This is a genomic window from Anaerolineales bacterium (genome assembly GCA_030583885.1).
Lineage (GTDB): Bacteria > Chloroflexota > Anaerolineae > Anaerolineales > Villigracilaceae > Villigracilis.
Map to the genome: position 1 here is coordinate 2,319,022 of CP129480.1, position 17,067 is coordinate 2,336,088.

19 protein-coding genes are annotated in these 17,067 nt (G+C 55.0%); 5 read left to right on the forward strand and 14 right to left on the reverse strand.

All coding sequences use genetic code 11. From position 1 onward, the window contains the following. The 3 genes from feoB (at position 1) to QY332_11610 (ending at position 2,422) form a co-directional block, all read left to right on the forward strand. On the forward strand, positions 1–1,680 hold the full coding sequence (gene feoB, locus QY332_11600) for a ferrous iron transport protein B (protein ID WKZ34255.1): 1,680 nt from the start codon (positions 1–3) through the stop codon (positions 1,678–1,680). Next, positions 1,681–1,917 (forward strand): FeoC-like transcriptional regulator, encoded by a 237-nt coding sequence (locus QY332_11605; GenBank protein WKZ34256.1) that lies wholly within the window; start codon positions 1,681–1,683, stop codon positions 1,915–1,917. A 67-nt stretch (positions 1,918–1,984) separates the two neighbouring features. Continuing rightward, positions 1,985–2,422, forward strand: a complete 438-nt coding sequence (locus QY332_11610) for a CBS domain-containing protein (protein ID WKZ34257.1) — start codon at positions 1,985–1,987, stop codon at positions 2,420–2,422. 82 nt (positions 2,423–2,504) lie between these two features. On the opposite strand, the gene QY332_11615 is transcribed toward QY332_11610, so the two are convergent. Together QY332_11615 and QY332_11620 are read right to left on the reverse strand one after the other, a co-directional pair. Then, the gene (locus QY332_11615) at positions 2,505–4,064 is read right to left on the reverse strand and encodes a PQQ-binding-like beta-propeller repeat protein (GenBank protein WKZ34258.1); all 1,560 of its coding nucleotides are present in this window, start codon (positions 4,062–4,064) and stop codon (positions 2,505–2,507) included. Beyond that, entirely contained in the window at positions 4,065–4,994 is a 930-nt protein-coding gene (locus QY332_11620; protein ID WKZ34259.1) for a hypothetical protein, read from the reverse strand. A gap of 51 nt (positions 4,995–5,045) precedes the next feature. Between QY332_11620 and QY332_11625 the strand changes: the two genes are divergently transcribed. Then, complete coding sequence (locus tag QY332_11625; protein WKZ34260.1) at positions 5,046–6,263, forward strand: glycosyltransferase family 4 protein; 1,218 nt, start codon at positions 5,046–5,048, stop codon at positions 6,261–6,263. 25 nt (positions 6,264–6,288) lie between these two features. Here the strand turns inward: QY332_11625 and QY332_11630 are convergent, their stop codons facing one another. Then, complete coding sequence (locus QY332_11630; GenBank protein ID WKZ34261.1) at positions 6,289–6,717, reverse strand: acyl-CoA thioesterase; 429 nt, start codon at positions 6,715–6,717, stop codon at positions 6,289–6,291. Positions 6,718–6,846: 129 nt separating this feature from the next. On the opposite strand from QY332_11630, the gene QY332_11635 reads away from it, so the two are divergent. Beyond that, positions 6,847–7,311: a hypothetical protein gene (locus QY332_11635; protein WKZ34262.1), complete on the forward strand. Its 465-nt coding sequence runs from the start codon at positions 6,847–6,849 to the stop codon at positions 7,309–7,311. Between the two features lie 53 nt (positions 7,312–7,364). Here QY332_11635 and QY332_11640 read toward each other — a convergent pair whose 3' ends face one another. The 11 genes from QY332_11640 to QY332_11690 form a co-directional block, all read right to left on the reverse strand. Then, positions 7,365–8,291 (reverse strand): cation diffusion facilitator family transporter, encoded by a 927-nt coding sequence (locus QY332_11640; protein ID WKZ34263.1) that lies wholly within the window; start codon positions 8,289–8,291, stop codon positions 7,365–7,367. 1 nt (position 8,292) lies between these two features. Beyond that, positions 8,293–8,718, reverse strand: coding sequence for a rhodanese-like domain-containing protein (locus QY332_11645; GenBank protein ID WKZ34264.1), 426 nt, complete (start codon positions 8,716–8,718; stop codon positions 8,293–8,295). 135 nt (positions 8,719–8,853) lie between these two features. Further along, positions 8,854–9,210, reverse strand: coding sequence for a rhodanese-like domain-containing protein (locus QY332_11650; protein ID WKZ34265.1), 357 nt, complete (start codon positions 9,208–9,210; stop codon positions 8,854–8,856). A gap of 36 nt (positions 9,211–9,246) precedes the next feature. Next, a complete protein-coding gene (locus tag QY332_11655; protein WKZ34266.1) occupies positions 9,247–9,537 on the reverse strand; it encodes a metalloregulator ArsR/SmtB family transcription factor in 291 nt (96 codons plus the stop codon). 94 nt (positions 9,538–9,631) lie between these two features. After that, the gene (locus tag QY332_11660; GenBank protein ID WKZ34267.1) at positions 9,632–11,068 is read right to left on the reverse strand and encodes a nucleoside recognition domain-containing protein; all 1,437 of its coding nucleotides are present in this window, start codon (positions 11,066–11,068) and stop codon (positions 9,632–9,634) included. Between the two features lie 41 nt (positions 11,069–11,109). Then, the gene (locus tag QY332_11665) at positions 11,110–11,949 is read right to left on the reverse strand and encodes a FeoB small GTPase domain-containing protein (GenBank protein WKZ34268.1); all 840 of its coding nucleotides are present in this window, start codon (positions 11,947–11,949) and stop codon (positions 11,110–11,112) included. Next, positions 11,946–12,965: an iron dependent repressor, metal binding and dimerization domain protein gene (locus tag QY332_11670; protein ID WKZ34269.1), complete on the reverse strand. Its 1,020-nt coding sequence runs from the start codon at positions 12,963–12,965 to the stop codon at positions 11,946–11,948. The genes QY332_11665 and QY332_11670 overlap by 4 nt, the downstream gene beginning before the upstream one ends. Positions 12,966–13,058: 93 nt before the next feature. Then, complete coding sequence (locus tag QY332_11675; GenBank protein ID WKZ34270.1) at positions 13,059–14,168, reverse strand: metal ABC transporter permease; 1,110 nt, start codon at positions 14,166–14,168, stop codon at positions 13,059–13,061. Positions 14,169–14,170: 2 nt separating this feature from the next. Then, complete coding sequence (locus tag QY332_11680) at positions 14,171–15,298, reverse strand: metal ABC transporter permease (protein ID WKZ34271.1); 1,128 nt, start codon at positions 15,296–15,298, stop codon at positions 14,171–14,173. 78 nt (positions 15,299–15,376) lie between these two features. Beyond that, positions 15,377–16,135: a metal ABC transporter ATP-binding protein gene (locus QY332_11685; GenBank protein ID WKZ34272.1), complete on the reverse strand. Its 759-nt coding sequence runs from the start codon at positions 16,133–16,135 to the stop codon at positions 15,377–15,379. Position 16,136: 1 nt separating this feature from the next. After that, positions 16,137–17,063: a zinc ABC transporter substrate-binding protein gene (locus tag QY332_11690; GenBank protein WKZ34273.1), complete on the reverse strand. Its 927-nt coding sequence runs from the start codon at positions 17,061–17,063 to the stop codon at positions 16,137–16,139. Positions 17,064–17,067 lie beyond the last annotated feature (4 nt).

Sequence of the window (17,067 nt, forward strand, 5' to 3'; positions counted from 1 at the left end):
ATGGCAACAACCCTCTTTCGGCTTGATTACGGCGGCAAGCTCGAACGCGAGATCACGCACATCATCGAATCGTTTTCCGAATTTCAAATCGATACTGCACGTTATCCCCAACGCTGGCTGGCGCTAAAACTGCTGGAAGCCGACGCCGAAGTGCTGGATATCCTGCGCAGGATGCCGAACGGCGGAAAGGTCATTTCGCTTGCCGAAGGAAGCGCGGAGAAACTCAAATCCATGCTGGGCGATGATGTGGACATCCTGATCGCGGACCGCCGCTACGGCTTCATCAACGGCATCGTGCGCCAGTCCCTGCACCGCCCGCACATGGACCGCATCACGCTGACCGACCGCATCGACGACATCGTCACGCACAAGTGGCTGGGCCTGCCGATCTTCTTCGCCATGATGTATGTGATGTTCCGACTCGTGATCGACGTCTCTGCGCCGTTTTTGGACTGGACGGACTCAGTCATCACCGGTCCGATTGCGGGATGGTTCTCGCATCTTCTCGTCCTTTTATCTGCTCCCGCGTGGATGCATTCCCTCGTCGTGGAGGCAATCATCGGCGGAGTCGGAGGCGTACTTGTTTTTGTCCCGGGTTTGCTGATCCTGTACTTTTTCCTTGCCCTGCTCGAGGATTCGGGCTACATGTCCCGCGCAGCTTTCGTGATGGACCGCTTCATGCGCGTGGTAGGGTTGCACGGTAAATCGTTCATCCCGATGATTCTCGGTTTTGGGTGCGCTGTCCCTGCCATCTACGCAACGCGGACGATTGCCAGCTGGCGTGACCGCGTGCTGACAGCACTGCTCGTTCCGCTCATGTCATGTTCGGCGCGTCTGCCCGTGTACGTGGTCTTTGGCCTTGCCTTCTTCGGCGCGCGCGCAGGGACGGTCATCTGGGCGATGTACGCGCTGGGCATCGTCGTGGCGATGCTGGCGGGCATGGTCTTCACACGAACAATTCTGAAGCCCGATTCGTCTTCTGCTTTTGTGCTGGAATTACCGCCATACCGCCAGCCCGCCTTGAGGAGCGTGCTGATCCACATGTGGGAGAACACGCGTGAATTCGTCCGCAAGGCAGGGACGGTGATCCTGGCGGCGTCCCTGGTATTGTGGATTCTGCTTAACTTCCCCTCGGGTGTGGAGGACAAACGCGATTCATACTTTGGACAGGTGAGCGGCGCGATTGCACCTGTTTTTACTCCGCTCGGATTTGGCGACTGGCAGACCAGCGGTGCATTGGTGACGGGTTTCATGGCGAAGGAGATCGTGGTCAGTACGTTGAGCCAGATCTATATCAACGCAGATGTTGGCGAAGAAGTCCCCGAGCCGACTACTTTTGGTGAAGACCTGGTGGGCATCGGTTTGGGCTTTGTGGACGCGACCGTGAATTCAGGCAAGATTCTGCTGAGCATCATCCCCGGCGTGAATATGGTGGATGAGGAAGCCGAAACACAGGATACCACCCTGAGCCGCGCCCTGCGCAACCACTTCACACCGTTGAGCGCAACTGCCCTGCTGGTCTTTGTCCTCTTGTATGTGCCGTGCGTCGCCACGCTGGGCGTGATCAAGCATGAATTTGGGGCATCCTGGGCGGTGACTTCGGCTGTGTATCAGACTGCGGTGGCGTGGCTGGCGGCATTCCTGCTATATCAGGCTGGGCGGCTTTTGGGGTTTGGATAAATGCTGACACAATTGCTTTTCCTTCTTGAAGGCAAATCCGACGGCTTGAGTCTGTTTGAGATCAGCCGTCTGGTGAAGGCCCAGCCCACGGCGGTGCAATCCATGTTGGAGTTGCTGGTGCGGAAGGGCAGGCTGGTGGAGGTCGGCCCGGATGGGAGGGTTTGTGCAGCGTGCGGGTTGGAATCCAACTGTCAATTGCTGGCGGTGAAGGGGAAGCGGTACATGGTCAACGGGTAAATTCCGCGCTTGTCATTATTCCATTTATTGTCTATACTTTGCCGAAATCCAGTTCAGGAGACATGCCATGCCCACAGTACGCGATATGATCCGTAAAAAGGGAGGCGAGGTTTTTTCCATCCTCCCCGATGCAAGCGTTTATGATGCGCTGGCCGTCATGGCGAAACATAATACCGGCGCCTTGATGGTGGTAAGGGGTAATAAAGTGGAGGGCATCCTTTCCGAGCGGGATTGTGTGCGCAAGGTGGACCTGGAAGGCAAGACTGCCAAAACCATACAGGTCAGTGAGATCATGACGACGAAAGTGATCTATGTGGAGGCGGGGCAGGAGTTGGAGGAATGCATGGCATTGATGATCGACAAGAATATCCGCCACCTGCCTGTCTTTGACGGCAAGGAATTGCTGGGCTTGATCTCTGTGCGCGATGTACTAAAGGAAGTGGTGGATGTGCAGAAATTCATGATCTCGCAGTTGGAACATTACATTACGGGCGGCGGACGGTAGACGCCCGCCTTCCAAGCGATGAAAGACGGAGTCGGTAAATCCCGACTCCGTCTTTCATTTTTCTTAAAACGATATTGTCTGTCTACGACAACAGCACCTGCCCGCAATATTCACATTTATCCATGCCAAGTTCCAGCGTGCCGCCGCAGTTCGGGCAGTTAAAGGTCTCGACTTTGACCTGGAAGCCGGCCTCCCTGAATGCGGCTTCATTCTCCGCGAGGTCGCCGCGCAGGCGTTTGAGGCGGGCGAGATAGGCGTCACCGCTCATCTCACCGGATTTGCGCAGGCGTTCCACGTCCGCGATGTGTTCCTTCAGCATGCGCCGTTCGGCGTCCAGGCTTTCGCGGCTTTTATCCTTGAAGGAGACTTTCATCTCAGGTTTCGGCGGGATGGACGCCAGGATCGCAGCGATGACCAGAATGATCGCAGAGACCAGCAACCCGACGATCAATGGCGTGTATTGGAAGCCGGGAATTGAACTGAAATTGATCTTGTTGACCCGCACTTCGTCATAGTCCGCAATGACCACATGGCGGTCGCTGCCGAGCCTGCCGATATCAATGCGGGTGATGCCGCTCGAATGTTTGGGCAGGTTGTTGCGGCCGCCGCTGTCGGTGAAGATCGCCACAACGCCCGAGTCATCGCCGATGACCGCTTCCTGCTTGCCGTCTTCGTCAATGTCCAGGCCTGAGATCTCGGTCACTTTATCGGATAACGAACCGCTCCACATTTGGGTGGCAGTTGCTCCGTCAAATGAGAATGCCCACACGCCGCCGTCTTTTCCGCCGGCGATGATCTCGCGTGAGGATGGGTCGCCGTCCAATTCCACTTCGCGGACTTCGCTGACGGCTTGTCCAAGTGATTTTTCAAAGAGGATGGTTCCATCGGCAGCGTTGTAGATTCTGAACGCGCCGTATTCGCCGCCGGTGATGATCTCGCTGTCCCCGTCGCCGTTCAGGTCGAAGGCGCGCATACGGCGCAGTTGTTCCTGTGATGTTCGCCAGACTTCCCTGCCTTGCGCGTTGTACACGGCGATGGAGCCGTCATTGGTGGCAACTGCCACATGGAACTGTCCGCCAATGCGGGCATCGTCCATGCCGCGGATCTCGTTCGACCCGACCCGGGCTTCCCAGAGCGGGTTTCCGTCCAGGCCCAGGGCAAGGATTTTACCGCTCGTATCGCCGAGCACAATCTGAGGTCCGGAGGCGAAGCGGATGACCGCCACACGTGAAGGCAAGCCGATGCTGAGGCCCTCCACCAGAGTCGTCACGCGTCCCTTTGAGATCACATCCACAGACATGCCCCTGCCATTGTGAAAGACGACGATATCCTCCACGCCGTCGCCGTTCACATCAGCGAGCGTTGATTTTGCAGAGGAATAGGGGAAACTAAAAAGGGCGTTTCCGTTCCCGTCATAGACCGAGACATCGCTGGTGTTTTGAATGAAGAGATCGTCCTGCTTATCGCCCGTCAGGTCGATGACCTTCATGCTTTCGGCGGTGGCATAGGGTTTCGTCCAAATCACGTCGCTGCCGAATTTTTCGGCGGTGACTGCACCGCTGAAGGCGAACACGCCTGCCACGACCATGACGAGGCAGGAAAGCACGAATGCAACAATGAAGGGAATGATTTTGCGACTCATTTATGCAGCCTTTCGTTGTAAAAGAGAATATGCGGATTTTAAAAAGCTGAGGATGTGTTCCTTTTCCACTTCCTCAAAAGGTGATTTGGCGAGGATGTTGATCATGCCGCCCTCGGTGTTCAACTCGGCTACGGTGTACTTGCCGACGTTCTGTCCGCGTGAGAATTTGGGCGATGGTTTGATGTCATAGACCTGTGGATTGACCACGATGCGGACTTTCAATTCCTGTTCCGAACCCTTGAGTTTCTCGGGTTTCGATTTCATCTTTCCGCTGATGCGGCTGCGCTTGTAGTAGCTTTTCCGTTTCTTGGTTTTTTGAATGGCGGCCACGCGCAGGACATTGCCGTCATACAGCTTGGCTTTTAGTGAAAGCCATTGGTCGCTGAAATATTGGGTGGTACGGTTTTGCGTATCCTGCGTTTCACGCGCAACTTTGGTGGGGAGCAGGGGTCCTGTCAGGTCGAGATGCCCAAGGAATGTGGAATCGGGTTTAAGGTCGTCGCGAAGCGTGTGCAGGATTTCCTTCGTCCCGTAATAGCGCGGCGAAAAGTCGTGCGAGTCGCTCTTCCGCAAACTCCGTGCCAGGATGAACGCCGCCAGCCACAACGCAAATGCGCCAACCGAAAAGATGATCGAGAAATAGCCGAACAGGGTCAGGAGCGCGTCCACGGCAACCAGGCCCACGCCGACGAAAAAGATCATCAGCGGGACCCAGCGCCATTTATCACCAGCCGATTCGGTTTTTTGCACTTTCGCTAGAAAGGCATCCATGCCGCGCATGATTGAATCGGGCTTGTCGGCGATCGAGACGTACACGGGCGTAAATTGTTTTGTCCCTGTGTTTGGGTACGTCACTTTTTTGCGTGCCGTGTTCAACAGATAAAAGAACAGGATTACGATGACAACGAGAATTCCGCAAAAAACAACCATTCACTCCTCCGGGTACCTTTTTAAAATGACGGCGCTGGGTATAATTCAGTGATGCCGAAAATACTTTATACAGCCTTCGATATTGTACCAAGCCCCAAGGGGGCGTCAACGCATATTTTGCATAATATTCGCGGACTGGTCAATTGCCAATATGATGTCCATCTTATCACGCCCAACGATGGTTTGCTCCCCCCCGAAGATACTATTGAAGGCGCGCGCGTCACCCGCATCCCGCAGGACCTTTCGCAGAATTTTCTCGCCCGCGCCGTGCATTTTGGCAGGTCTGTGCTGTCGCATCTTGCGCTGCGCCCCGAATATGACGTTGTTCACTTTCGCAATATTTGGGACGGCTTTCACATTACGCAAAATAAAAGGAAGTTCGGCTGCAAGACACTCTTCGAGGTGAACGGACTGTCTTCGATAGAACTCAAATATCATTACCCCGGCCTGGATTTGGAGTTGCTTGCCAAGATCAAGGAGCAGGAGATTGCCACCCTGCACCTGAGTGACACGATTATTTGTCCCTCACGGGTGACTCGCGACTTCATCGCCTCGCTCGGAATTAACCGACAATTGGTGACTGTCATCCCAAACGGGGTCAGCCCTTCAGATTTTTCCGCCACCCCGTTGCCCAGCCGCGAAGGACGTGAGCCTGTCCTGCTCTATATCGGCACCCTTGCCGATTGGCAGGGCTTGGATATCGTCATCAAGGCTTTGCCGAAAATTCTCGAACAACAAGTTGTTCGACTCCATATCGTCGGGCGCGGACGTTCCCGTCAGCGCAAGATGCTAGCCAGGCAGATCCGCAAACTCGGCTTGGACGAGCATGTGACCGTCCAGCCTGCCGTGCCGCATCACGAAATCCCAAATCTCATTGCCAGCGCGGATATTTGCGTGGCTCCGCTTGGCTTGAATGACCGCAATGTGACGCAGGGAGCCTGTCCCATCAAGCTGCTGGAATACATGGCGGCGGGACGCCCCCTGCTGGCATCCAATATGCCCATCGTGCGTGAACTCATCCGTGAAGATGTGGATGGTCTGCTCTTCTCCCCGAACGACCCCAACGACCTTGCGCGTCAGGCGCTGGCGCTGCTGAACGATTTTAAGCTATCCCAACGCCTTGCCGAATCCGCCTCCCAGCGCGTGCTGACAAAGTTTACATGGCACGAGTCGCAGAAAAAGTTGGGGAAGGTGTATGAAAGACTATTGGACCCCTCCGCCTTCGGCACCTACCCAAAGAAAGGCAGGCTGCCCCCCAAATCCGCATGAAAGTTTCACATAATTCCCGATAATTTTATTGCGGATTTGGGGGAGGCTGTGTGGAGGTAAACACATTCCCCACTTCCATTGGTATCGCCTTCGGATTTCCTGTTTTCACATCTACAAAGACCCAGTCCGTTTCGCCCTTCACCAACACTTTCCCATCGCTCTTCCGCACAAATTCATACTTTCGCAGTGAGCGCACCTTGCGGATATTCTCCACCCAGGTGCGGATTTCGATCTCCTCGCCTTCAAACGCGGGGAGCAGATATTCGATGCGATGTTCGCGGATGACCCACGTGGAATCAGGTCCCTGTGCTGCGATGCCGCCGATGGAGTTGTAATGCTCGAGGGCAATGTCCTGCATCCATTGTACATAGGCGACGTTGTTGACATGTCCGTTCCCGTCAATGGCGGATTTGCGAATCGTGACGGTCTTTGTGTAGGTGGGGGAGATGGGCATGGTTGAATTTTACCGAATCCTACCCGGGATTCTTCGTCCAATCTCCACGAAATCTTTACAGAACCTTCACATCCCCGCTGTAGACTGTAGCTGTAAGAAAAAACGCTTTTTCGACGAAAGGAGAAAATTATGAAAAAGACAATTTTGATCGTAGCGCTTGTTGTAATTGCGCTGGCAGTGGCGGGGGCGGGTGTTGCATACGCCCAGGATGGCACACCGCCGTATGGTGGACGTGGAATGCACAATGGGCAGGGCCCTCTGCACACCTTCATGGTGACGGAATTCGCCAAGGAGTTGAAACTCAACGTGAATGACGTCAATACCCGCCTCGCGGCTGGAGAAACCCTACGGGACATCGCCCTTTCCGCGGGCGTGACTGCTGAAGAATTCCCTGCCGTGCTTCAGGAAGTTCGTGCAAATGCACTGGATGCGGCGGTGAAAGCCAATGTCATCACGCAGGAGCAGGCGGACTGGATGAAGTCCCGCGGTTTCGGACGCGGCGGGATGGGGAATGGCACTTGCGATGGGACCGGTCCCCAGGGCGGTCGCGGGAATGGAATGATGGGACGCGGGAACGGACAAACAAACCCGTAAGGGGCCAAATTTAAATATAAAAGGAGGCGGCACTTCTCAGTGACCGCCTCCTTTTATGCTTCATAACGTTCCGTCAGGATATGGCAATACAAAAGATTTTCATGACAGCCTTCGCATTCCAGTTGCAGCGTCGTATGCTGGATGTTATAGCTGGTAGCAAGTATTTCGTAGATGGTCTGTTGGATGGATGTCCCTTCACTGACCGGGATATTGTCCGTCACCACATGCGCGGAGAGCAGCCGCAGATTTTCGTTGATGCTCCATACATGCAGGTCGTGGATGCCAAGCACACCTTCGACGGCACAAATATCTTTCAGCATTTTTGGGACGTCGATATTTGCGGGGGTGCTTTCGAGCAGGATGTGAATGGATTGGCGCAAAATGCCCCACGCGCTCCACAGGATGAACACGCCGATCAATACACTGACAAGCGGATCGAGCCAGTTCCAGTTCGTGAAGAAGATCAGCACACCCGCGATGACCGCCCCCAGTGTAGACAGGACATCTCCCATCAGGTGCAGGAAGGCGCTCCGCAGGTTGAGGTCGTTCTCACTTCCCTTTTTGACGAGCAGGGCGGTGACAAGGTTGATGATGAACGCCGCGATGCCGACGCCGATCAGAACTGGCGCATTGACCTCAGCCGGGGAGATGAACCGACGCCAGGCCTCGTAGAAAATGCCCAGCGCGATCAGGATCAATGTCGTCGAGTTGACCAGCGCCACGAGAATCCCCACACGATGATAGCCGAAGGTCTTGCCGGCGTTGGCGGGTTTGGCGGTGATGCGCAAGGCATACCAGCTCAAGCCGAGAGCGATGACATCCGTGAAGTTGTGCGCGGCATCGGTGAGCAGCGCGAGGCTGTTGCCCCAAATGCCTGCCGCCACTTCAACCAGCACGAAGAGGGCAGTGAGGGTCAGTGAAAGCGCGAGGCGTTTGGTGGTTTGCTGGGTGAGGTCGCCGATGTGAGAATGATCGTGCATTTTATTTTTCTGTTGGCAAGCCTGCCGCCTCCCACGTGGAGATTCCGCCATCCAGCATCCAGATGTTGGTATAGCCCTTGGTGACCAGTGTGGCAACGGCTTTCTTGGACATGCCCCCGCTTAAGCAATAGACGACGATCTTCGCATCTTTCTCTGCTGGGAGTTGGTCCATGTTTTCTGCGAGCACGTCGTAGCCGATGCGCAGATCGGTCTGCGGAATGTCCTTCTCCCACGGGGTGTAGACGTTGAGCATGACGAAGTCTTTGTTCTCCAGCATGGTCTGCGCTTCAGGCACAGAAATGACGCGGTACTTGTATCCACCCATGTCTGCTTCGATGCCGACCTGTGGTTCTTGGGCAGTTTGGCAGGCAGCGAGCAGGAACGCCATGAGCAATAGGATATTTACGAAACGAATTTTGTTGAACATATTTTTTTTCAATTAAGGTGCTGTTGGATACCCTGCATCGATCCAGGCTGCAAAACCGCCGAGCATGGGGGTGACATTGGAGAAACCGTTTTCAAGCAAGATGGACGCCGCACGGGCGCTCAATTCTTCGCTTGGTCAGGTGCAGTAGGGGATGATCCACTGATTTGGGTCGAGTTCGCCGAGGCGCGCTTCCAGATCGTTGACTGGGATGTTGACGGCGCCTGTAATATGCTGCCCTGCAAACGCTTCGGCTGAACGTACATCCAGAAGGATTGCAGACCCAGAATCCAACGCCGCCTTGGCTTCAGTAAGAGAGACTCTGGAAATTTCAGGATACGGAATTTCCTCTTCGATGGGCGCTTCGGCAACCGGCGCAGGGTTGCTGTTCTGGCTGAAAAGCATAAACGCCGCAGCGATCAATGCGATACCACCGCCAACGAACAGGATGGTTGGGAAAGAGGAGTTCTTGCTGTTTTTCTTCTTTTTTGGCATGTTAAGTTCCTTTATAAAGTGTTGTCGATCATAAAATTATCCATGTTGGACATGGTCCAATCCCAAGGTGAACAGGCGCGAGACATGCTCGTCGTCCAGTGAATAGAAGACTTGCCTGCCAGATTTCCGCGTGCGGACGAGGTGCATTTGACGTAATCCGCGCAGTTGATGGGAGACGGCGGATTCGGTCATGCCGAGTCCATCCGCGAGGGTGCGGACGCTCATTTCCCCGCCCATGAGTTTGGCAATGATGCGGATACGGCTCGCGTCGCTGAGGGAGCTGAAGAGTTCGGCTAACTGGATGGCTTTTAGTTCGGTAAGTTTCATGGTTGAATATATGAGCAAATATTCATATATTATCCGAGGAGGAAAAAGATGTCAAGAAAAAAGACAGGCGCATCAAATACCCTGTCTTTTGTGCTCACAAAAGGCTTTCAATAAACCGCCAGACCAGCGCCACAACGAAGGTGACGATAAAGCCCATCACCACCGGCATAAGGGCGGCAACCATCGTCCATTTTTTGCTGACGGTTTCCTTGTAGATCGTGTAGATGGTCGTACTGCATGGGTTGTGGATCAGGCTGAATAGCATCAGGTTGACCGCCGTCAGCAGGGTCCAGCCGCCTGCGTGGAAAAGTGCCAGCGTCTGGGTATCTGATTCGAGTTCGAACATTACGCCCGCGCCGGCGCCAACATCAGTCGTTCCGGTGACAAGGACGGTCAACATCAGGATGGTCGGGATGACGATCTCATTGGCGGGGATGGCAACGACATATGCCAGAAGGATCACGCCGTTCAAACCGATCAGCAAACCCACCGGATTCAGGAAATTAATCAAATGGGCGGCAATACTTTCTCCGGCGATGTTGATATTGGATGCCAGCCAGATCACTGCACCTGCGGGCATCGCGAAAACTACCGCGCGCCAGAGGACGATCAGGGTGCGGTCAATGAAGGATGTGTAAATGGTCTGCCAAATTCTTGGCGGGCGGTAGGGGGGGAGTTCCAAACTAAAGGTGGAGACTTCGCCCTTTAGCACGGTACGCGAGAGCGCCCAGGATGACACAAACGTCAGCAATACACCTAATGCCGCGATCCCCACCACCGCCAATGCCGAGATCAAGCCTCCCAAGTAGGCAGGGGCTAACGCGCCGATAAAAAGAGAGGCGATCAAGATTTGTGTGGGCCAGCGTCCGTTGCAGAGCGCGAAGTTATTTGTGAGGATTGCGATCATGCGCTCGCGCGGACTGTCAATGATACGCGTGGCGACCACGCCTGCCGCATTGCAGCCAAAGCCCATCGTCATGCTCAAGGCTTGTTTGCCGTGCGCGCCTGCCTTTCGGAACAGGTTATCCAGATTGAATGCCACACGCGGCAGATAACCGAAATCTTCCAGCAAAGTGAAGAGCGGGAAGAAGATCGCCATCGGCGGGAGCATCACGCTAATGACCCAGGCTGTGGCGAGATACATGCCATCCAGCAGCAATCCGTCGATGAACCACGGGATGCCGATGCTCGCGGAGACGCTTTTCAAGAAGGGATGAATTATGTCCAACAGCAGGGTAGCAAGCATGGTTGAAGGCATGTTCGCGCCTGCGATCGTCAACCAGAAGACGAGTGTCAGCAAAACCAGCATCATGGGGAAGCCCCAAGTGCGGCTGGTGACCAGTTTGTCAATCGTCCGGTCGAGGTCGAAGCGCGGTTTTTTGTCGGGGCGGATGACGGCACGGTCTGCGATCTGAGCCGCATCGGTGTAGATGGATTCCATCAATTTCTCGTGGAAATCCACGCCGATCTGCCAGCGCAGGGATTGCGCGTTGTTGATGATGTCTTCGGGATTTTTTAAGTAGGTTGTCATAAGATTAACTTCGTGATGTCATTCTGAGCGAAGCGAATAGATCATTGATTCCCGATCACTTGCAGCTGGGCTGCGCGTTGTTCGATGCTGCCGTGGGTCAGGTCGCCCAATTCACCTTTGCGCAGGGCTTCGGCGATGCGTTCATCGCCGTCGAGCAGGCGCAACGCCACCCAACGGGCATTGGGCAGGTCGGGGAAGGCAGTATCGATCTGGGCCGTCAATTCGTCAACGGCTTTCTTGAGTTCGGGGGAAACATACTTGACGCGATACGGTGTGCCGACCACTTCGCCTTTTGCAACTTCACTGACTGCTTTTAAGAGTTCCGCGATCCCCTGTCCCTGGCGGGCAGACATGGGGACGACGGGCACGCCCAAGTCGCGCGCGAGGCGTCTTTCGTCAACTTGAAGCCCGTGGCGTTTCGCTTCATCCATCAAATTCAAAGCCACCACCACGCGGTTGGTAATTTCCATCACTTGCAGCACAAGGTTCAGGTTGCGTTCGAGGCGCGTGGCATCCACCACAACGATGGTCACGTCGGGCTGACCGAACAGGATGAAATCGCGCGCCACTTCTTCATCCAGGCTGGTTGCCAGCAGTGAATACGTGCCGGGCAGGTCCACCAGTTTGTATTTGTTTTCACCGTATTCGAAGCCACCCTCTGCGCGTGTGACGGTCTTGCCGGGCCAGTTGCCCGTGTGTTGACGCAAACCGGTCAGGGCGTTGAAGACCGTGCTTTTGCCAGTATTGGGGTTGCCCGCCAATGCGACCACGAAATCGAAGTTGGTCATATCCACGCCGAGTTTTTTCAGCGCGGCGGCATTATGAACCGGACAAGCCTCACATGCGGCGGTTGTCTCTTGAGTTGGGGTTTGAGCGGTCATTGTGTATCCTCATCCTGTTTATTGATAAAGATCAGATCAGCTTGTGATTTGCGCAAAGCGATCACCGCATCACGGATGCAGTATGCGGATGGATCGCCGGATGCGCTGCTCATTTCGTTCGATATTTTTGTGCCGGGTAAAACGCCGAGATCCAACAAGCGGCGACGTTCTGCGCCGCGGATGCGATACGAAAGTTGTGCGACACGCGCAGTCTGCCCGGGTTTGAGGCTGGAAAGCGCCTCTCCCTTAACCTCGACCTGCTGCGCCATCTCAGGCATTGGCGTTACTGCGATATTTGCCGCGACGACCGGGGCGAGCAGGTGCTCGTCTCCGCCAGCCCAGAAGCGCACACGCTGCGGCGAAGATTCGAGCAGCCGCACCACCTGCCCGACGTGCAGTCCCTCCGCCACGAGTTGGGCATAGACCACTTCAGGTTCATCCTCCAAATGGACGATGCGGGCAGGTTTATTGATCGCCATATTCGTCAATGGGGTGTGTTCGACCTGGAAAATCTGTCCGCTGGCGGTGGGGATGGGATCGCCGTGCGGGTCGTGGGTCGGGTTGCCAAGGCGGGCGGAAAGCGCGTTGGCTTCGTCAGTAGTCAGCATGTGTTCGAAGCGCTCAGCTCGGTCGTGCCAGTCGGTCTCGTTGTAGCCGGTCTCATCCGCGAGGTAGCGTTCGTAAAGACGATGCGCGCGGATGATTCGCAGCGCATAATCCCGCCCGGCGGATGTGAGATGAAATTCTGTGCCTTGGAATTCCAGAAGTTCATGAGATGCAAGGGTGTCGAGAATTTTTGCGATCTCATCCGGGCTGGTGTTGAGCGCGCCTGCCAAACTCTTGATCGATGGTTTGTCACCGTCGATCTCACATTGGTGGATGTGCTTGAGCGCATCTTCCTGAAACACTTTTGTGGTCAGTTTTTGTGCGCGCTGCCAGCGCCAGAAAGCGCCTTGCTCGGGGCGAAAGATGACCCAGATGGTGACAGTAAATATGAGTAGCCAGACCAAGTTCATGGAAATACTCTCCTTTCAAAAATTATCCCACTGGCCCGGATTTTTTTCCAAACCAGTGGGAAGGTATGCATTATCGATTCGTTCTCGTATCTTTCACGAACTGAATTCCTGTTGTGATCTTTTCAGTCCGCTGTCTGTCAGTGTAAGCAGACCGTTCCTTTGTTGGATCAAGCCGTTGCGTTCGGCGATGCCGACGACTTCCATCGCGAATTGCGGCGTCCATTTGAGATGCTCGTTGAGATGAACAACTTCGTTCTCGATTTCTGCTTCATGTGCGGCGGTGTGATTGGCGATGTGCATGGTGAGCATGGTCAGTGCGAACTCGATGCGCTGGTTTTGGCGGCGCCGTGCATGGGCGAGGAGTCCGCGCTCGGGGGCGAACAGGTACGAGATTAAGAAAGAAACGCCTGTCATCGTCGCCATCGAGCCCGCGATGGAGGCATCCAAAAGATAGGCGAGCCAGTATCCGCTCACGGCGGAGAATATCCCGATCAGCGCGGAATAGATCAACATGCGCGAGAGGCGGTCGGTCAATAAGTATGCGGCGGCGGGCGGCGCGATCATGAACGCGACCACCAGCACCGAGCCGACGGCGTCGAAGGAACCGACGGCAGTGAGTGAAACCAACGTCATCAGTGCGTAGTGAATGAGGGTGGGCGCGAAGCCAAGCGCGGCGGCAAGGGCGGGGTCGAAGGTGGCGAGTTTGAGTTCCTTGTAAAAGACGAGCACAAAGACCAGGTTGAGCAGCAGAATGCCGCCGGTGGTGTACAGCGCTTCGGGTCCAATATCCATGCCGAAAAGTTTGAGGCGGTTGAACGGCGCAAAGACCAGTTCGCCGAGCAGGACGGCATCGGTATCGAGATGCACGTCGCCCGCAAAGCGCGTGATGAGAATGACCGCGATGCTGAAGATGGCGGGGAAGACCAAACCAATGGCAGCGTCTTCGCGCACCAGTTGCGTGCGGTTGAGCAATTCCACGAGGACGACGGTGATGACACCCATTAACGCCGCGCCAACAAGCAGCAACGGCGAGTTGAGACTCTTTGTAATGAAGAACGCGATGACGATGCCAAGCAAAACCGTGTGACTGATGGCGTCGCTCATCATTGCCATGCGGCGCAGCACAAGGAAGACACCAGGCAATGCGCACGCGACTGCAACGATGGAAGCGATGATCTGAATTTCAATTTGTGCGGATGACATACTTACGCTTCCTTCTCTTGAGATTTACCTGCTTCATCCAACCCAGACTGAGTCAACGCCCAGGCATCTTTGCCGAGCTCCTGAGCATAGCCTTGTTCTTTGAGTTGCTGTAACGCTAACGAAACGCCATCGGGATTGGTGCTCATCGCCCGCAGCACCGCGGAGGAATGTCCGCGTTCTTCGTTGGGATGCTGCATGGCAAGTGTGTTGAGATCGCCCAGTACTGCCTGTGCGCGCAGGTGACGTCGGTTCTGCAAATTACGGAACCAGTTCCAGACCAGTCCGCGGTTGGTGGCGAACAGCATCGAGAACAGGACGATGGCGCTCATACATAAGACAATCACTGGACCCGTTGGAATCTTTTCCGCCGAACCGCTGATGAGCGTTCCACTGACTCCCGCAATCGCGCCGAACAGCCCGCCGAGGACGACCATGTTCTTGAGTTTGTCCGTCCACTGACGCGCCGCCGCGGCTGGCGCCACGATCATCGCGGACATCAGCACCACGCCCACGGTTTGCAAGCCAAGCACAATGGCGATGACCAGCAGGGTGGTGAGCAATACATCCAAAAAACGGACAGGGTAGCCAAGGCTTGCTGCGTATTCGGTATCGAATGTGATGAGTTTGAATTCCTTCCAGAAGGCGATCAGCAGAATGATCGCCAGCGTGCCGATGATCGCCATCGTTACCACGTCACGTTGTAACAAGGTGGCGGCTTGACCAAAGAGGAACTTGTCCAAGCCCGCTTGCGTGGCATCGGGCAGACGTTGGGTGAAGGTCAGCAGCATCAAGCCGAAGCCGAAGAAGACTGAGAGCACCAGCCCCAGCGCGCTATCGTCTTTGATGCGTGTGGTGCGGATGATATTGAGCATGAAGAGCGTCGCCAGCCAGCCCGCGATTGACGCGCCGAACATGAGGATGACAGGCTCACGGCTGCGGGTGAGCAAAAAGGCGATCACGATGCCCGGCAATGCTGCGTGGGAAATTGCGTCCCCGAGCAGGCTTTGCTTGCGCAGCACTGCGAACGACCCAAGCGCCCCGCTGACGATTCCCAGAATCGCCGAGCCTAACGCCACGGTGCGCAGGGTGTAATCAAAGAAGAGATCGTAAAAAAGTTGAGAGATGTCCATAAGATTTTTATCCACAGATTTCGCCGATTAGGCAGATTAAAAAAAAATCGGCGAAATCTGTTCAATCTGCGGATGGTATTAATGCTTTCCATTCTTCACAGCGTCATCCGCGCTCAAGAAGGCGACCTTGCCGCCATATGCCTTGCGCAGATTCTGATCGGTGAAGACTTCGCCCACAGGTCCGCAGGCAATGCGGCGGACGTTGAGCATGGTGACCCAGTCGAAGTATTCGGGCACGGTCTGCAAGTCGTGGTGAACGACGACTACGGTTTTTCCAGCCGAGCGCAATTCCTGCAACAAAGTGACGATGGCGCGTTCAGTAGTGGCATCCACGCCTTGGAAGGGTTCATCCATAAAATACAGTTGCGCATCCTGTACGAGCGCGCGCGCCAAAAAGACACGCTGCTGCTGTCCGCCAGAGAGTTGGCTGATCTGCCGCTCGGCAAAGGACTTCATCCCAACTTTATCGAGGGCATCCAACGCTGCGGCGCGTTCTGAAGCGCCTGGTCGTTTGAGCCAGCCGAGTGCGCCATAGCGTCCCATCATGACCACATCCAAGACACTGGTGGGGAAGTCCCAATCCACGCTGCCGCGTTGGGGCACATAGCCAACGAGATGACGCTGCTCTGCATACGGCTTGCCATACACAAGCACTTGTCCCGCGGCGGGTTTGATCAACCCCAAAATGGATTTGATCATCGTGGTCTTGCCCGCGCCATTCGGTCCCACAATCGCCATCAACGTACCCGATGGCACTTCCATATCCACGTCCCATAACACGGGTTTGTCCTTGTAGGCGATCGTAAGATCGGTCACATCAATTGCATTGACAGCCATCTTATTCACCTTTCAGCGCGGCAACGATGGTATCGATGTTGTACCGCACCATGCCGATATAGGTTCCCTCAGGCGTGCCTTCACTGCCCATCGCATCCGAAAAAAGCGAGCCGCCAATTTGCACATCAAAGCCTTGTGATTGCACAGCCGCCTGCACCGCTTCCACATTGCGCTGCGGCACCGAAGACTCGACAAAGATGGCGGGAATTTGTTGCTCAACAATAAAACCTGCCAGCGCTTGCACGTCCGCTGTGCCCGCCTGCGACTCGGTGCTGATGCCTTGCAAGCCGCGCACTTCAAAGCCGTATGCCCTGCCAAAATAACTGAACGCATCATGTGCGGTGATGATGACGCGCTTTTCAGCGGGGATGGTTTCTGCTTGACTCAAAACATACTGATGCAATTCTTCGAGTTGAGCGAGATACGCTGTCGCGTTCGCCCCATACGCGGACTTGTGGGCTGGATCAGTTTCTGAAAGCGTGTCCTGCACCCGACGGACAGCCTGCATCCACAAAGTCACATCGAACCAAATGTGCGGATCGTAGGAATTTTCGTATTCGGGGTGAGCAAGCAATGCAGTTGGGTCGATTTCATCTGCCACAGCGACAGTCGTAATGTTGAAATCATTCATCTTCTCCAACACTTCACCCAGTTGTGCTTCAAGATGTAAGCCGTTATAAAAAATAAGATTGGCTTCCTGTAAGCGGCGGATGTCGCCTTCGCTGGCTTTGTACAAGTGAGGGTCTACGCCTGGTCCCATCAGGGCGGTGACTTCCACGTATTCCCCGCCTACATTTTTGGCAATGTCTGCGATCATGCCTGTGGTGGTGACAATATTGAGCTTGCCATTTGAATTACCGCCCGTCTCCGTTGCACACGCGCTGAGGAGCAGGGATAGGGTCAATACGACTAAAACGATTTTCTTCATAAGT

What these genes read in the sequence shown, in the direction of transcription:
- QY332_11610 (WKZ34257.1), top strand. Translation starts at nt 1,985, where the DNA reads ATGCCCACAGTACGCGATATGATCCGTAAAAAGGGAGGCGAGGTTTTT.
- QY332_11640 (WKZ34263.1), bottom strand. Translation starts at nt 8,291, where the DNA reads ATGCACGATCATTCTCACATCGGCGACCTCACCCAGCAAACCACCAAA.
- QY332_11650 (WKZ34265.1), bottom strand. Translation starts at nt 9,210, where the DNA reads ATGCCAAAAAAGAAGAAAAACAGCAAGAACTCCTCTTTCCCAACCATC.
- QY332_11680 (WKZ34271.1), bottom strand. Translation starts at nt 15,298, where the DNA reads ATGGACATCTCTCAACTTTTTTACGATCTCTTCTTTGATTACACCCTG.
- QY332_11625 (WKZ34260.1), top strand. Translation starts at nt 5,046, where the DNA reads ATGCCGAAAATACTTTATACAGCCTTCGATATTGTACCAAGCCCCAAG.
- QY332_11690 (WKZ34273.1), bottom strand. Translation starts at nt 17,063, where the DNA reads ATGAAGAAAATCGTTTTAGTCGTATTGACCCTATCCCTGCTCCTCAGC.
- QY332_11620 (WKZ34259.1), bottom strand. Translation starts at nt 4,994, where the DNA reads ATGGTTGTTTTTTGCGGAATTCTCGTTGTCATCGTAATCCTGTTCTTT.
- QY332_11615 (WKZ34258.1), bottom strand. Translation starts at nt 4,064, where the DNA reads ATGAGTCGCAAAATCATTCCCTTCATTGTTGCATTCGTGCTTTCCTGC.
- QY332_11685 (WKZ34272.1), bottom strand. Translation starts at nt 16,135, where the DNA reads ATGGCTGTCAATGCAATTGATGTGACCGATCTTACGATCGCCTACAAG.
- QY332_11635 (WKZ34262.1), top strand. Translation starts at nt 6,847, where the DNA reads ATGAAAAAGACAATTTTGATCGTAGCGCTTGTTGTAATTGCGCTGGCA.
- QY332_11660 (WKZ34267.1), bottom strand. Translation starts at nt 11,068, where the DNA reads ATGACAACCTACTTAAAAAATCCCGAAGACATCATCAACAACGCGCAA.
- QY332_11675 (WKZ34270.1), bottom strand. Translation starts at nt 14,168, where the DNA reads ATGTCATCCGCACAAATTGAAATTCAGATCATCGCTTCCATCGTTGCA.
- QY332_11645 (WKZ34264.1), bottom strand. Translation starts at nt 8,718, where the DNA reads ATGTTCAACAAAATTCGTTTCGTAAATATCCTATTGCTCATGGCGTTC.
- QY332_11655 (WKZ34266.1), bottom strand. Translation starts at nt 9,537, where the DNA reads ATGAAACTTACCGAACTAAAAGCCATCCAGTTAGCCGAACTCTTCAGC.
- QY332_11605 (WKZ34256.1), top strand. Translation starts at nt 1,681, where the DNA reads ATGCTGACACAATTGCTTTTCCTTCTTGAAGGCAAATCCGACGGCTTG.
- QY332_11630 (WKZ34261.1), bottom strand. Translation starts at nt 6,717, where the DNA reads ATGCCCATCTCCCCCACCTACACAAAGACCGTCACGATTCGCAAATCC.
- feoB (WKZ34255.1), top strand. Translation starts at nt 1, where the DNA reads ATGGCAACAACCCTCTTTCGGCTTGATTACGGCGGCAAGCTCGAACGC.
- QY332_11665 (WKZ34268.1), bottom strand. Translation starts at nt 11,949, where the DNA reads ATGACCGCTCAAACCCCAACTCAAGAGACAACCGCCGCATGTGAGGCT.
- QY332_11670 (WKZ34269.1), bottom strand. Translation starts at nt 12,965, where the DNA reads ATGAACTTGGTCTGGCTACTCATATTTACTGTCACCATCTGGGTCATC.